Source organism: Pseudomonas asiatica (genome assembly GCF_040214835.1).
Lineage (GTDB): Bacteria > Pseudomonadota > Gammaproteobacteria > Pseudomonadales > Pseudomonadaceae > Aquipseudomonas > Aquipseudomonas putida_Z.
In genome coordinates, this window is the sequence record NZ_CP157874.1 from 3818503 (window position 1) to 3833415 (window position 14913).

Here is a 14913-nt window from a genome sequence, read left to right on the forward strand (position 1 = left end):
GTTCTTGAACAGAACTTGTTGCCACGGCGCTTTTTTTTGGTTCAGCGGAAAGGAACTTCACCAACACCGGGGGAAGCGAATGAAGGTTACAAAAGACCTCGAGGAATTGCTCAAGCGTATCCGTCTCGATCACGCGGAGATTGCCGAACGCTTTCGCTTTCTCGACTGGAGCGCCGAAGACGCCAGGCGACTAGGTGCGGCAGCTCAGTACATGGCCCCGTCCCAGCAGGCTTTCGTCGACCATCTGTACCGTCACCTGGCGGAATTCTCCACGCCCTCTGCATTGCTTCGCACACCGGAGGTCACCGCCCGTTTGAAGCAGAGCCAGGCCGAGTACTACCAGTGCCTGTGGGGCGGCCCCTACGATGAAACCTACGTCAACGGCCGCCTGCGTATCGGCGTGATCCACCAGCAGATCGGCCTGGAACTGAAGTGGTACCTCGGCAGCTATCGGCTGTACCTCGACGACATGCTGGAAAGCGTGTTTGGCAACAGCCCGGATGCCACGCTCTATTCAAGCCTGTTGAAGGCGGTGTTCTTCGACATGACGCTGGCCATCGATACCTACAGTGCGGCCCAGCACAAGGCGCTGGAAGATAGCGAGGCTCGCTTCGCCCGCGCGCTACGCGGTGCCAACGACGGGCTGTGGGACTGGCACGTCGACCAGGATCGGCTTTACGTCTCGGAGCGCTGGGCCAGCATGCTCGGCCTCAGCCGCGATAGCATCGGCGAGAGCAGTTCCAGTTGGTTCGGCCGCGTGCACCCGGATGACCTGCCGGATTTTCGCCATGCCATCGATGCCCATCTACAAGGGCAGATATCGTCCGTTCACCATGAGTACCGTATCCGCAAGCACAACGGTGACTACATCTGGGTCCTCGTGCGAGGGGTCGCCGAAATGACCACCCCTGGCGAGCTACGCATGGCTGGCTCGCAGTCCGATATCAGTGCGCGCAAGGATGCCGAGCAGCGCCTACAACATACCGCCCAGCACGACCCGTTGACCGGCCTGGCCAACCGCATCCGGCTTGACGAGCAGATGCAGAAGACCTTCAGGAAGCAGCGCAAGGGCGGTGACTACGAGGCGTTGCTGTTCATCGACCTGGACCGCTTCAAGCTGATCAACGATAGCCTCGGCCACAACGTCGGTGATCGCGTGCTGGTGGAAGTGGCTGTGCGCTTGAAAGAATCCCTGCGCCCCACTGACCAACTGTTCCGCTTCGGCGGCGACGAATTCATCGTCCTGCTTCACGACCTCACCTGCGACCGCGACGCCGAGCAGATATCCCAGCGCATCCTCGACAATCTGCATCAACCGCTGCACATGGACGGTCGTACCCTGGTGGTCAGCGCCAGCATCGGTATCGCGCCATTGCACGACAATGGCAAAGCCCTGGATGTGCTGCAGGCTGCCGACCTTGCCCTCTACCGAGCCAAGTCTGCCGGCAAGGCGCGCTTCGCCCACTACGACGAAACATTGCAGGACACCGCACAGCAGCATCTGGAACTGGAGTCCGCGCTAGGCCAGGCACTGCAACAGAATGAATTCGAACTGTACTACCAACCGATCTATCGCCTGGACCAAGGGACACCGCTGGTGACCGGGGTCGAAGCGCTGCTGCGGTGGCGCCATGGCGAACGCTTGATCTCGCCACTGGAGTTCATCCCTGCGCTGGAGGAGTCGGGAGAGATCATCCGCGTCGGCGAATGGGTACTGCGCCAGGCTTGCCAGCAGACCCGAGCCTGGCAACTGGCCGGGCATGAGCGCCTGCGCTGTTCGGTGAACATTTCCAGCACCCAATTGCAACAAGCCGACTTCACCCTCCGGCTGATCGATATCCTGCAAGAAAGCGGCCTGCCTCCCGCCAGCCTGATCCTGGAGATCACCGAAAGCCAACTGATGCATGACGACATGGACACATTGGCCTGCCTGCATGAGTTGACCAGCCTTGGTGTTCTGCTGGCGCTTGACGACTTCGGCACGGGTTACTCCTCGCTTGGTTACCTCACACGCTTTCCGCTGCACATCCTCAAGCTCGACAAGAGCTTCATCACCGGCGTTCCTTACGAGAACAAACAGAGCGCGATCAGCCAGGCGATCATCGTTCTCGGCCGTAGCCTTGGTCTGGAAGTAGTGGCCGAAGGCATCGAGAGTTCGGCACAACTCGAATTCGTGGTGGGTGAAGGCTGCCATTACGCCCAAGGCTACTGGTTCAGTCGGCCACAACCTGCCGCCCAGATACAACATCTGCTCAGCACAGAAGACCGTTTCGAGGGGAGCGCAGTTACCCGGCGGGTACCCATCAGTTCAGGAGAAAAACAATGAAAACCAATCTTCCGGTCAGTGGTCGTGCCGTCGAATTCAGCGCAAACGCGAACATTCTTTCAACAACCAACCCCAAGGGCGCCATCACCTACGTCAATCCCGACTTCATCAACATCAGCGGGTTCAGCGAAGCCGAATTGCTCGGCGTCAATCACAACATCGTGCGCCACCCGGACATGCCGCCAGAAGCTTTTGCGCATATGTGGCAGACACTCAAGGATGGGCGCTCGTGGATGGGGCTGGTAAAGAATCGCTGCAAGAACGGTGACCACTACTGGGTCAGCGCCTACGTCACGCCGATGCAGCGCAATGGCGAAACAGTGGAATACCAATCGGTTCGCACGCTACCGGCCAAAGCGCTGGTGGATGCTGCTGAACATCTCTATGCACAGTTGCGTAGTGGTAGAAAGACCAACTGCCTGCGTATGTCACGGCTGTCCGTCGGCATGCGCCTGGCACTTGTCAGCACTGGCGTGAACTTGCTGTTCTTTGCGGCCTTGGGATTACTGGGCGCGTTGTCCTGGAGCCATGCCGCCCTCTCCATGCTGCTATCGAGCTTGCTGCTCGGCGGCCTGTTACGCTTCAGCCTGCGCCCCCTCGACGCCCTTGCCCGAAAAGCCAGGAATATCGCCGACAACCCTCTGAGCCAGATACTTTACAGTGGCCGCCGCGACCAATTTGGCCAGATCGATTTCACTCTGCAGATGCTCGAAGCCGAGACCCGGGCAATAGTCGGACGCATTGCCGATTCGTCCCGCCAGTTGAGCAAGGAAGCCGAAGAGCTCGTGTCTGCAGTGGACAACAACAATTGCGCGACCCTCCGCCAGCAGGGGGAAACTGCCCAGGTAGCCAGCGCAATAACCCAGATGGCCAGCAGTGTGCAGGAAGTGGCGCGCAACGCTCAGCTCACCGCCAGCGCCGCGAACCTGGCCAACCAGGAATCCGACCGCGGCCACCAACTGGTCGAGCAGACCCGCCAGCACATTGATAGCCTCGCCAGCGAGGTACAACAGACCAGCATGGTGATTCATCAACTGGAACAGCATGGCAATGAAATTGACCGCGTACTCGAGGTGATTCAAAGCATCGCCGAACAGACCAACCTGCTTGCCCTCAATGCCGCCATCGAGGCTGCCCGCGCCGGCGAGGCCGGCCGCGGTTTTGCAGTGGTCGCCGACGAGGTGCGCGGGCTGGCTTCGCGGACCCAGCAATCTACCGCGCACATCCAGGGCACCATCGATACCTTGCGACGCTCCACCGGGGATGCCGTACTTGCGATGCAGCGCAGCCACAGCAAGGCCGGCGTCAGCGTCGAGCAGGCACTGCTGGCCGCCCGGGCGCTGGACGGGATCACCCAGCGTGTCGATGAGATAAGCGGCATGAGTGTGCAGATCGCTGCCGCCGTAGAGGAGCAGAGCGCGGTGGGTGACAGCATCCAGTGCAACCTGGCCGGTATCAGTCAAACCACCCAGAAAAGCGTGCTTGCCAGCAACCAGAGTCGCACCACTGCCGCCCACGTCGCCAAGCTGGCCGAACGCCTTCAACTGCTGTCGGCGCAGCTTTGGGGGCGCAAGCGCAATGATGGCAGCCACTCCCAGCTGGACGTTGCTGGCTGGGAGGGGCTGGACTCCGAGACTGGTCAGTTGAGGGTCAAATCCCTGTGTTCTGCGAGTGGCAGGGCCAGCACGATGTACCCTTCGAAAACACCGTAAGCACCGCTGTCGTAGGTAGCGCTGATCAAGGCGAAGCGCGCCTTCTGGTCACTGCCTGGGGTGTAGACGCCCGCCTCGGCGCTACCGGGGCCGTAGCGCAATTGCCAATCGATTTGATTCGGCTCCTGGAGGTTGCCATTGATCCTTGCCTCCAGGACCGCCTCCCGGCCCGTCGGGTCAACTTTGGCACTGATCACTATCGGGGTTTTACTCCCCATTTCGGTGACCAGCACACATTCGCAAATTTGTTTGCTCACGGGGTCCTGCACCTGGACCTCTTCAACGACAAAGGCAGCTGTGCCAGTGTCCGCAGGGCTGGTGACCGACATGGCCTGCCCCTTGCCCAGGGGCTTGCCTTGATATTGCCATTGCAATGCAAGGGGGTCACCGAGCACCCAGGCATTGAAGTCCACTTTGCTGTTGGGCGGTGCAACCACGATCGAAGGGTTGGCGTGCAGTGTCTGGCTCACCACCGTTATCAAGGCGCAACGTTGAATGGCGCGGTTCGCCTTGTCGGTCGCCGTCACCAGCACCTGGGCAAACGACTTTGTCATGTCGCTGGCCGCTGGTGCGGTCAGAACACCCTTGGGGTCAATGGAAATCCGCACATTATCCGCCAAACCAGACACTGCTTCGGCGGACCACTCCACATTGCTTGAGGCAGGCTCGGTCACGAATGACTGCCTAGCAGTTGCAAGCAGGGTTTTCTCCATCGGGCTGATAGTGAAACTGGCTGCTGCAGGGTTAACCTGGCCGAAATAGACTGTGTCGCTTGGTGTCTGCAGGTTTGTGCCCTTGATGGCGTTATCAAAATTGAGCCGCACAATGTCGTTTGCCAGTGCCTGTGTGGTAGGTAACACAGACATGTCGTGTTTCAACTTCGCTAACAGGATGTCCTGAATACTGGTCAACTTCGGAGAAGCAAGCCCTTTGAAAAGGTCTCTGAGTCCGCTTGTCAACTGACTGATAATAGGCCACAACAGCAAGTTTGTTATAGGGTCTACCCCCCAACCTGCAGGCGGCTTGATTTTAGCGAAAGCAGGCTGATAAGCGATCGATTCGCTAAATGCATAGGAATCATGTACCAGGCGCATCTCGGCACGACCATCCAGATGATATTCGAACAGCATATGATAATGAAATCTGCCTTCGGCAGGTTTCAGAAAATCACTTTGATCAAACTTGAACTCATCCAACATCCGCTGGAGGTCGCCAGTGGTATCATCGAAGGCCAGGATCTCGGCGAACACGGAGCCATGCGGAGACAGACTAAGCGTAACCTTGTCAGCGGTCTTGGAGATAACCACCTCACCGCGCATGTCCAGACTGGCTTCTTTCAGTTCAAGTTCCGCGTTGACCTTCCAAACCCTGGAAGGCGTTGTAATATCGAACGTCTCTTTCACCCGCTGTGTCGGCAAATGGATATGTCCCGCCGTACAGGAAAGGAATTGCCGTTGATCAAGGGCTTGACGCATTGTGAACTCAGCCCCTTCGATCACTTTCTTCAGTTGCTCTGCCACTTGGGCCAGCATCAGGCGTTCTGTATCAAACAATATGCTAGCGGAATAATCACCGTCATTGGGTATCGCATACCTGTAATCCGCACCGGGGTAATTCCCGCCTGCCCCATCCTGCATGTCGACAAGAACCATAACTCCACCTGCCGCATCGGACGACGACCTTGCCCTGGCCCGAGTACGCAGGGCAAACGAGGCCGGGCGGTGCAGCTCGATCGCACTTCCTGCCAACTTGCCGAGAGGAAGCTGACGTTGAGCATCACCCCATGCAGAAAACTTCTGCCTGAAAAACTCGGTCAACAGTCGACTTTCACCGTTATAGTACGGCATGGAAAATTCTTCACTGTTGCTGAGGTCAAGTTTTATCATGCAATCGGAGTCCACCGTACCGCCTGACGCCGCCAAAGCAATATCCAGGTTCAGTACAGCAGCTTGCACAGGCGCTATCACATTCAGTTGGAGCAAACGCCATTGACCGCCTTTGTTCACCATTGAGTACGCATTCGCTTCTGCAATTGCCATTTGCAGGTGAGCCTTGTTCTGGGCAAGGTCGGCATCAAACACCAATCTTGGCAAATTCAGGCTACACTTGGACAAGGCAAAGCGATGGGCCGCCCCATTGCGGATATAACCGGAAATGGGCGGCCATTTTTCCGCCGTTCTGGAGCGCCTGATGGATTCTTCCTTCAAGACAAGGTTGATCTTGTCTCCATCAATAAAGCAGAGCATATCCCATCCCAGCAAGCGTGTTTCCTTGCCCAGCCATGCGAGGAGTTCGGAGGTTGAATAATCCATGTTCTTCTCCGTTGGTGTTCTCAAAACGGTAAAGCCTATTACGCCGAGAATTTGCTTACGCAACAACTGGCAGTTCTGATAGGCGTCATGCCTGGAGCACGGGGGTAAACTACTGCGCTGCTTCTTCAGAGCAGAAAACGAGACGCCAACCTCACAAGCCGGCCTGCGTGGTCGGCCCCAGCTTGGGCGACTTCTGCAGCAACCCTCGTGGCAACTGGAAACCTTTGAAAGGCTCTTGCGTGATAGGGTTGAAGGCTTTCTGCGCGTTAAGCCTGTAGCGCATCACACCATCGCCGGCCCTGAAGCTCAGGTCCACGCTGGTCGCCGTGCGCCCATTGAGCGAGCCACGGCTGAGCAAGCGGAACATCGACCAGGGGCCACGGTACTCAAGGCTGCTGCTGTTCCCGTTCTGCCGGAGCAAGGTCAGGTTACTGCGCACCTGCTGCCCCAAGGTATTGGGCCAGACGATACCGGTGATCTGGCTCGGGCCATGGGTGTAGGGAATCAATTGACCGTCCAGGTCCAGCAAGCTTGTACGCTGGTTGGCACTCAGGCCCAACGGCTCGATGCTGAACTGCACACTGAGGTTGCCGCGCTGATCGAAGAAGGTCTCACGGATACGATCTGCCCGCTCCAGCTGTTCGAGCACATCACTGCGGATCAGCGACTGCCCCTGCTGGCCGGCCTGCAGGGCTTCGAGGTTATCCCTCAGGAAGACCTTCAGGTATTGATCATGGAACTGCTGCAGCCGCCCCTTCGGCCCGAAGAAGGCTTCAAAGTCGTCCAGCGAAGCGTCGGGAGCTTTCACGACGAAGGGGTAGCGCCCTGCCAGGCGCTGCTGGAAGAAGCTGTACACCTCGGCGTCCCAGCGTCGCTCCAATTCGCGCAGGGCTTCGACATTCAGCACTTGTGCTGTTTGATCGGCCATTTTTCTGACCTGGTGGTTGATCGGTTCCGGTAAGCCGGTGGCCACCCGCTGCAGGGTGCCGATGGGGTCTTGCCCTGTCATCGAGAATCGCTGATGCACGGCCTGCAGCGCGGCCTTGCCTCGGTCGGGGCTGTCCTGCACCGCCTTGGCGTAGTCGTGCACGGCCGCGATGGCAGCAAGAGTCTCGTCGTAGTAGCTGGGTTTCTCACCGGTTGCCTGCAGCATGGCACTCAGCCCGGCAAAGGCCCGCTGAATGGCCCAGGCCTGTTGTTGATCAGGCCTGCCACTTGTCGGCTGCAACGCTTCGACCTCCCCGGCTGCCTCAGCGACAACGGCTGATGAAAGCGAAGTGTTGTCCCTCACTGTGTCCAGCAACCGATGCAGGGGCGCTGCTGACCCGGTCAACTGCTGCAGGATTGCGACACCATGATCCAGGTCGCGGAAGTCGGCCACCGAGAAGGCGTTCAAGGCACGCCGCCAACTGTCAATGAAATCGGCGCTGTACAGGTTACGTAGCCGCTCGCCCAGCGCCTCCCGGTCGGCATCCGAGTAATCGAGCTGGTCGCGCTCGCCCAGTGCCCACTGGTCGATCATCGCCATCTCTGCAAACCGCTGGCTACGTGGCTCGAAGTACTCTTTGAAGCCCTTGGCGGTGAGCATTGGCGCTATCAGGACACCCTCCCCCTGCCTGAAGCCGGGTGAGGACTGATACACCAAATCGAATGCTGGCCCCACCTGATGACGCAGGTCCAGGCCGGCATTCAACTGCTCGCCAGCCTGCTGTTTCAGGCTCGCGTAGACCCGCTCTGGCAGTGGTACCTTGCGCAGCACCTGCTGCACCTGTGCCATACGCTGGCTGTACTGCGGAAGTTCGGTATCTGCATAGGCCAAGGCATACTTCAAGTGCCGCATGAGGTCGCGTTGCAATTGCCCCTGCCCGGGGAACTTCTGTTGCCACTGGCGGGCCATCCAGTCCTCGACCCATTCGGGGCGGCGGCTCTGGCGGTCCTCCAGCATTCGATAAACCCGAAGCGCAGCCATCTGCTGTTCGCTGCCCGGCGGCGCGGCGTCCATGGCATCGATCACACCGCTGGCCAAGGCTGGCAGAAAGCGCCTGGAGAGCAGGCTCAGGTAGGCCTCGTCGACGCGTGGGCCAATGGCGCGCCCCTGATACAAACCAAGGTCGGAAACACCCGGCCACGCGGCACGATAGTTGCCAAACACCGACACGGCATCGCGTATCTGGTCCAGCGGTTCCAGCAGGTTGCGCCCGGAGGGGTCCAGACGCTGGTCCACCTCGTGATGACTGTACTCTCTGCTCTTGGCGAGCACATTGGCGGCCTTGGCGCCATTGATGTCAAAGTAGCGTTGCCAACTGGCGGTGGCGACACTGAAGGCCAGAACGCCTACTGCAGAACCCACCCAGAGCAACCGACGTTTGCTGCGCGCTACCTTGATGTTGTCCCCGGCAAGGCCGGCCTCCTGGTAGATGACTCGCCGGAAGGCGTGCTGAATGAAGTAGACCAGCGCCTGCCCCTGCGCCTTGCCTTCACGCAGCGGAAACTCGGTCTTGTACGGCTGTGCCGCCTCACGCACGAACGCATTGAGCATGTCGCCCTGCTGCATGACCGAAGACCAGTACACGCCGCGTACCAAGGCAGGCGTGGTGAAGCGGTCACTTGCGAGGGTTTCTTTCAGGAAGGCCAACAGTATCGGACGCAGCCCGATCAACTGGGCATGCAACGAGAACAAGCGAACTCGCAATGGCGCACCGCCCAATACATCGAGCCGGTCCACTACCTGTTCAAACAATCGCCTGATCAACCGATCGTAATGATCGCCATATTCGTCCAGCCAGGCATCGAACGTGCCGACCGCATCCAGTTTGAAGGTGAAGCCCAGCATGTTTTCCCGCATGGCGGCGGGAAGCCCAGCGTAAAGCTGGTCGAAACCGTCCAGCAGATCGAATTTGGCCAGTACCACATACAGCGGCAAGCGCGAGCCCGACTGACTGCTCACTTCATACAGCCGCGTGCGTAGCACATGCGCCAAGGCGACACGTTGCTCAGGCGTGCCATGCAATAGCGCAGGCAGGTCAACGACCAACAGCAAGCCGTTGAGTGCTCTCTGGCTTCGGTTACGCACCAGCCAGCCCAGCATGTGTTCCCACAACCTGGCCGAGGTGGCGGGTGGTGCTTTCGACGTGTCCGACTCCTCGGCTGATGACCCTGCCAACGATTCCTGACGGACGAAAGCGCCCGGCGGGTCGATGATCACCGCATCGTTGCTGACCCACCAGCCTATCGGATAAGCCAGCACTTGCGCTTGCCTGCCTCGCGCTTGTGCCTTGTCGATACGTGTCAGGGAAAAACTCTGTTCGGTACGGTCGATGAAGCTGGTCTTGCCGGCCTGTTGGTCGCCCACCACCAGGTACCACGGCAGTCGGTACAAGGCACGCCTGCCACCCGCATTGTCCAGATAGCGTGCCAGCCCTTGGTCCAAGGCTTTCTCCTGTGCCTGGACGAAAGGCAACACGTTGTCCAGTTCAGCGTCCACCGCCTGCTTGCGTTCGGCCTGCAAACGGCGAAAACGCCTGCGCAGCACCAAAAGCCAGCAGAGTAGCGGCACCAATACAAGCGCCAGGCTGGCCAAGCCGCGATGCGCCACGCTAGCCAGCGGCTGCTGCTCGCGCCAGACCCATTGCGGGCCGAGCCACCAGATTGCAACCAGCATCAATGCGGCACCCAGCCCGAGCAGCAGCGGCATGGCCAGGCCGATGCGGGCCAGCAGGGGCAAGCCCCAACGTTTAAGATGCTTCCACAGTTGATTCATCCTGACTCCCGTTCCTTGTTCCAATCAGCCCGTGATGGACCGTGCACGCGTACTGCTGAAGGCGTTGAAACACCTCAGGCTCCCAGGCGCTGGCGGTGGTTTCCTGCATCGTTCGGGCAACGCCTGCGCACAAGTCCTGGGCTAACCAGGACACGCCCCGAGCAGCCAGCAGGTCAGCCGCGATCACCGTGGTATGGCAGCGCTCACGCAGGCTGCGGAAGCCTGCCTGCATGCCCTGCAGCCTGAGCAACACCGCTTCCACGCCGCTGGTTTCCAGTTGGCAGGCCAGCTCCTCTCGCAACGTGGCGAACTCCTGAGAGGCTGCGTCCGAATCGGATTGCCCTTGTGCGCCCCTGAGCCACGCCAGACATTGGTCATCGACAAATACCTTGCCGTCGCTGAAGCACAACTGCTGCAGCGCGGGCATGCGCTGCACGAACCGCGCGGTCGCAGCGCGAATGGCCTCAGCCACCTCGCCCATCGCCAGCCGCGTGGCAGCGCTCGCTGCCAGAAAGCTGCCGCGAATCCAGTAGGGGCAAGCCGTCACGCTCTTTTCGATCCGCTGCAGCAGGGCCGCGTCGATTGCAGTAGCGGCAATGGCATCTTCATAGTCCCCGGCAATGTCCTGCGGCACCGCCATCAGTTCCGTGCGGTTGCCCTGCCTGGTTTGAGGCGGCGTCTGGATGTGCGCCCACAAGCCGAACCGACGCAATTGGTAGCCAGCAGGATCGTAAGGGTCCTGTTGGTTGATCAGCTCGGCCATGGTCAGCATGGCCCTTCGTGATTCCCGCTCGTTGCCCAACGACACACGGGGCATTGGTGTGGCGATGACCTCGGCCAGTGGCGCAGCCTTGATGCCTTTTGCAGGGGGCTTGTCCGTGGTGGGCTCGGCAAGGCCGTTTGAAAGTTCCGTGTGCTTGCGTAGCAGGCGCTCCAGTTCGCCAAGGGCCGCTTCATCGAGCTGCGCTGCTTCCCGCTGCTGTTGCAGGCGTTGCAACGCGCCCTGAGCCGCCGCGGCGTACGCGGGGCTGAACGTGAAACGGTCCAGGCGCGGCAACGCCACGAGCAAACGGTTGATCATCAGGCCAACCAGCTTGCGCTTGCCGAGGAACCCTTTGGGGCCCGGTTTCGGGTATGCGCTTTCCCAATAGGCTTCGACCATGCCGGCCAGCAGTGCGAGGGTAAAACCCCAGCGCTCCCAGCATTGGCTGCGCAGCCAAGCGACACCCAGGTGGGCGGCGATGCGCAGGTGCTTGCACTCTTGGCCCAGGTACTGGCGGGACGCTTCTTCGATATACGCCCAGTCGATGGAAGGCTCCTGCAACCCACCCAGCTTGACCATTTCCTGGTCGATGGCCTGGTAGGTTTCGTTCTCCGCATCGAACAGGCCGGCAGGGTTCTGCGCGTCGATGGGCGCAAGCAACCGGGCAATTTCCTGTGCGGTGACCTCTGCTACCAGCGACATGCCTTGCGCGCCTCATCGATGAGTGGGTCCAGCCCCTGAGCGTCGAAAACCAGCCCATCAACGGCTGGGTTGTCGCTCTCGACCTGAATGCGATGGGCCCCGATCAGTGGCTTGATCTGCTCGATGCCCGGCAAGCCCCTGCCAGCGTCAAGCACCTGGCCGTTCTCCGTCACCTGCCAGGGGGTAGCGAGAGTGGAGCCACGCTCCCCCTGCAATCGCACCATCACCCGGCCGGCATCGATGGGTTGTGCGGTAACCAGTTGCAACCTGGAAATGTTCTGCACACAACTGATCACCAGGTAGGGGTACGGTGCGACCGAAGCGATTGCGGGCGCCGAGATCATCAGCCCGTCATCCCCTTTTTCGAGGCGAAACGTCAGCTCTTCCGGCGACCGCCCCGCCTCATGGGTCATCACACGGCGCAGCGTGGGCGAATCCTGCTCCGGCGCGGACCATTGCAGTTTCGTCACATGCGCCGGGGTGCCAGCGGCCTGGTCGAAACAAGCCAGACGTTCGATGTTGGAAACGATCTGCGGGCAGTCCCTGGCCTGGCTTGCCAAACTTGGCGCCAGGGAGAGCAACATCGAAAGCCCAACGCCATATGCATAGCGGACAATCATTGGTTTCACTCACTCATCAAATACGGCAACAGCGCTACCCGACTGGCCAGTCACGCTTCAACAGTAGTCATCAAATACAATTACTGGATAGTGGAGCATCGAAACGAAACAAAGGCTAGTACAGACAAAACAATATTCACAACCAAATATTTCCTTACACTTTCACGCTCGACGCACAATATTTTTTCGGTGCATGGTTTTTTACACGCACATAGCGAGAAGCCAATTACGTTTAATTTAAACATAACTTTGTAGGACGCTTCCTACATATATTAAAACTTCACGAAGGCTGAAACTCATGAGTAAAAGCTCAGGCTCCGTTGCACCCAAAGAACGCATAAACATCAAGTACGTACCGGCCACCGACGGCGAACAAGCCGAGGTAGAGCTGCCGCACAAGATGTTGGTCCTAGGCGATTTCGGCCTGGATGATGCCCGCGCGCTGGAAGACCGTTCGATCATGCGAATCGACAAACACAGTTTCAACAATGTGTTGAACGACGCCGATGTCAGCCTCGCCATGTCCGTGCCATCCATGCTCAGCACTGCCCCCGACGCAGAGCTGGCGGTCAACCTGCAGTTCAAGTCCATCAACGATTTCGGGCCAGACAGCATCGCCCGCCAGGTACCGGAGCTGAACAAGCTGCTGGAGCTTCGCGAGGCATTGGTCGCACTGAAAGGCCCACTGGGCAACGTGCCCACGTTCCGCAAGCAACTGCAGCACCTGCTGAACAACGAACAGGCACGCAAACAACTGGCAGAAGAACTTGACCTGGTGCTCGAGGCGCCAAAAGAAGACTGAGACAACGGAGCGTCCCCATGCCAAAGCAAAACAGCACGACCGTCGCGGTTGAAACAACAACCGAAACACTGAGCAACGCCACCCTGCTCGACCAGATCATGGCAGAAACCAAGTTGGTACCTACTCAAGAGGGCTATCAAGTCGCTCGCCAGGGTGTATCTGCTTTTATCGCCGAAATCCTTAAAAGCCATGACCCTGATCAACTCATCAACAAACATCGCGTCGACCAGATGATCGCTGAACTGGATCGGGTGCTCAGCAGGCAGATGGATGCAATCCTGCATCAGCCCGAGTTCCAGCAACTTGAATCCGCGTGGCGCAGCCTCAAACTTTTGGTCGACCGAACCGACTTCCGCGAGAACATCAAGCTTGAAGTCTTGCATGTCAGCAAAGATGACTTGCTCGATGACTTCGAGAATGCCGCCGATATCACTTGCAGCGGCATCTACAAGCATGTTTACACCGCAGGTTATGGCCAATTTGGTGGTGAACCCGTTGCTGCGATGGTTGGCAACTACAGCTTCGGCCCCTCTTCTCCCGATATAAAACTGCTGAGTTACATGGCCTCGGTCGGTGCCATGGCACACGCACCTTTTCTCGCGGCGCCCTCTCCTGAGTTCTTCAACCTGAGCAGCTTTGAAGAGCTGCCCAATCTGAAGGAGATCAAGGACATTTTCGCCGGCCCCCGGCATGCCAAGTGGCGTGCGTTCCGTGAAAGCGAGGATGCCCGTCATACCGGGCTGACCGGGCCGCGATTCATGCTCCGCTCTGCCTATCACCCGCAAGAAAACCCGGTCCAGAGCTTCACCTACGACGAGGACATCGCCGGGCGGCACGACAACTATCTGTGGGGCAACTCCGCCTTCCTGCTGGCCAGCTGCATCAATGACAGCTTTGCCCGCTACCGCTGGTGCCCGAACATCATAGGCCCGCAGTCGGGTGGTGCCGTCGAGGACCTGCCGGTGCACCTGTACGAGTCACTGGGTCAGCTGCAGGCCAAGATTCCGACCGAAGTCCTGATCTCCGACCGCAAGGAGTTCGAGCTGGCCGAAGAGGGCTTCATCGCCCTGACCATGCGCAAGGACAGCGACAACGCCGCGTTCTTCTCGGCCAACTCGGTACAGAAGCCGAAGAACTTTCCCAAGACCCCGGAAGGCCTGCAAGCGCAAACCAACTACAAGCTCGGCACCCAGCTGCCCTACCTGTTCATCGTCAACCGGCTGGCCCACTACATCAAGGTGCTGCAGCGCGAGCAGATCGGTAGCTGGAAAGAGCGCAAGGACCTTGAGTCCGAACTGAACAAATGGATCCGGCAGTACGTCGCCGACCAGGAGAACCCGTCAGCCGATGTGCGCAGCCGTCGCCCATTGCGTGCGGCAAGGGTCGAGGTGTCGGACGTTGCCGGTGACCCGGGCTGGTATCAGGTCTCGCTCGCCGTGCGCCCGCACTTCAAGTACATGGGGGCGAATTTCGAGATCTCCCTGGTCGGTCGGCTTGATACCCAATGAGTGGATTTTTCGACCGTTTGGTGACGGATCAACTCGCAAGCCGGGTGCCCTCCAGGCAAGAGAACGCTACCCAGAAGTTCGCCGCCATCAAGCGCCACCTGGAAACGCTGCTCAATGCTCGCCAGGGTTGCTCGCAAAGCAGCCCTGAGCTGGGCCTGAGTGACTTCAACGGGCACGACGCAAGCAGTGGCGACCTGCTGAAACAGGTGAGCGCGGACATCCGCCGCACCATTCAGCGCTTTGAGCCGCGTGTGCACGTGCGCGCGCTCAAGGCCGTCCCCGATTGCCATGCCCCGCTGGAACTGCATTTCAGGCTGGACTGCCACGTGCAGGTCAACAACCACACGGAGCAGCTGCAACTGGAGCTGCTGGTCAATGGCCATAACCGCCACACCCGAGTGAGGTGAC

The 14913-nt window shown here is 59.3% G+C and carries 9 protein-coding genes; 5 read left to right on the plus strand and 4 right to left on the minus strand.

Features of this window, described 5'->3' with window-relative positions; genetic code table 11:
• The first annotated feature begins 79 nt into the window (after positions 1–79).
• Together ABNP31_RS17115 and ABNP31_RS17120 are read left to right on the plus strand one after the other, a co-directional pair.
• Positions 80–2326: a putative bifunctional diguanylate cyclase/phosphodiesterase gene (locus ABNP31_RS17115; RefSeq protein ID WP_238066620.1), complete on the plus strand. Its 2247-nt coding sequence runs from the start codon at positions 80–82 to the stop codon at positions 2324–2326.
• Positions 2323–4038, plus strand: coding sequence for a methyl-accepting chemotaxis protein (locus ABNP31_RS17120; protein WP_256578996.1), 1716 nt, complete (start codon positions 2323–2325; stop codon positions 4036–4038). Before ABNP31_RS17115 ends, ABNP31_RS17120 begins: the two co-directional genes overlap by 4 nt.
• Here the strand turns inward: ABNP31_RS17120 and ABNP31_RS17125 are convergent.
• From ABNP31_RS17125 to vasI, 4 genes are all read right to left on the minus strand, one after another.
• A complete protein-coding gene (locus ABNP31_RS17125) occupies positions 3966–6350 on the minus strand; it encodes a hypothetical protein (protein ID WP_350012571.1) in 2385 nt (794 codons plus the stop codon). The genes ABNP31_RS17120 and ABNP31_RS17125 overlap by 73 nt on opposite strands.
• Positions 6351–6501: 151 nt before the next feature.
• A complete protein-coding gene (gene tssM / locus ABNP31_RS17130) occupies positions 6502–10110 on the minus strand; it encodes a type VI secretion system membrane subunit TssM (RefSeq protein WP_350012572.1) in 3609 nt (1202 codons plus the stop codon).
• Positions 10085–11575, minus strand: a complete 1491-nt coding sequence (tssA, locus tag ABNP31_RS17135; protein WP_350012573.1) for a type VI secretion system protein TssA — start codon at positions 11573–11575, stop codon at positions 10085–10087. The genes tssM and tssA overlap by 26 nt, the downstream gene beginning before the upstream one ends.
• Positions 11563–12195: a type VI secretion system-associated protein VasI gene (gene vasI / locus ABNP31_RS17140; protein WP_350012574.1), complete on the minus strand. Its 633-nt coding sequence runs from the start codon at positions 12193–12195 to the stop codon at positions 11563–11565. The genes tssA and vasI overlap by 13 nt, the downstream gene beginning before the upstream one ends.
• 298 nt (positions 12196–12493) lie before the next feature.
• Between vasI and tssB the strand changes: the two genes are divergently transcribed.
• From tssB to tssE, 3 genes are read left to right on the plus strand one after another with little or no spacing between them, the layout of a single operon-like run.
• Positions 12494–12997 (plus strand): type VI secretion system contractile sheath small subunit, encoded by a 504-nt coding sequence (gene tssB / locus ABNP31_RS17145; protein WP_025339893.1) that lies wholly within the window; start codon positions 12494–12496, stop codon positions 12995–12997.
• 17 nt (positions 12998–13014) lie between these two features.
• Positions 13015–14505 (plus strand): type VI secretion system contractile sheath large subunit, encoded by a 1491-nt coding sequence (gene tssC, locus ABNP31_RS17150; RefSeq protein ID WP_025339894.1) that lies wholly within the window; start codon positions 13015–13017, stop codon positions 14503–14505.
• Positions 14502–14912: a type VI secretion system baseplate subunit TssE gene (gene tssE / locus ABNP31_RS17155; protein WP_025339895.1), complete on the plus strand. Its 411-nt coding sequence runs from the start codon at positions 14502–14504 to the stop codon at positions 14910–14912. The genes tssC and tssE overlap by 4 nt, the downstream gene beginning before the upstream one ends.
• The last annotated feature ends 1 nt before the right edge of the window (position 14913 follow it).

Coding starts and splice junctions, on each gene's coding strand:
- vasI (WP_350012574.1), bottom strand. CDS start 12,195: ATGATTGTCCGCTATGCATATGGCGTTGGGCTTTCGATGTTGCTCTCC.
- tssE (WP_025339895.1), top strand. CDS start 14,502: ATGAGTGGATTTTTCGACCGTTTGGTGACGGATCAACTCGCAAGCCGG.
- tssM (WP_350012572.1), bottom strand. CDS start 10,110: ATGAATCAACTGTGGAAGCATCTTAAACGTTGGGGCTTGCCCCTGCTG.
- tssB (WP_025339893.1), top strand. CDS start 12,494: ATGAGTAAAAGCTCAGGCTCCGTTGCACCCAAAGAACGCATAAACATC.
- tssC (WP_025339894.1), top strand. CDS start 13,015: ATGCCAAAGCAAAACAGCACGACCGTCGCGGTTGAAACAACAACCGAA.
- ABNP31_RS17115 (WP_238066620.1), top strand. CDS start 80: ATGAAGGTTACAAAAGACCTCGAGGAATTGCTCAAGCGTATCCGTCTC.
- tssA (WP_350012573.1), bottom strand. CDS start 11,575: ATGTCGCTGGTAGCAGAGGTCACCGCACAGGAAATTGCCCGGTTGCTT.
- ABNP31_RS17120 (WP_256578996.1), top strand. CDS start 2,323: ATGAAAACCAATCTTCCGGTCAGTGGTCGTGCCGTCGAATTCAGCGCA.
- ABNP31_RS17125 (WP_350012571.1), bottom strand. CDS start 6,350: ATGGATTATTCAACCTCCGAACTCCTCGCATGGCTGGGCAAGGAAACA.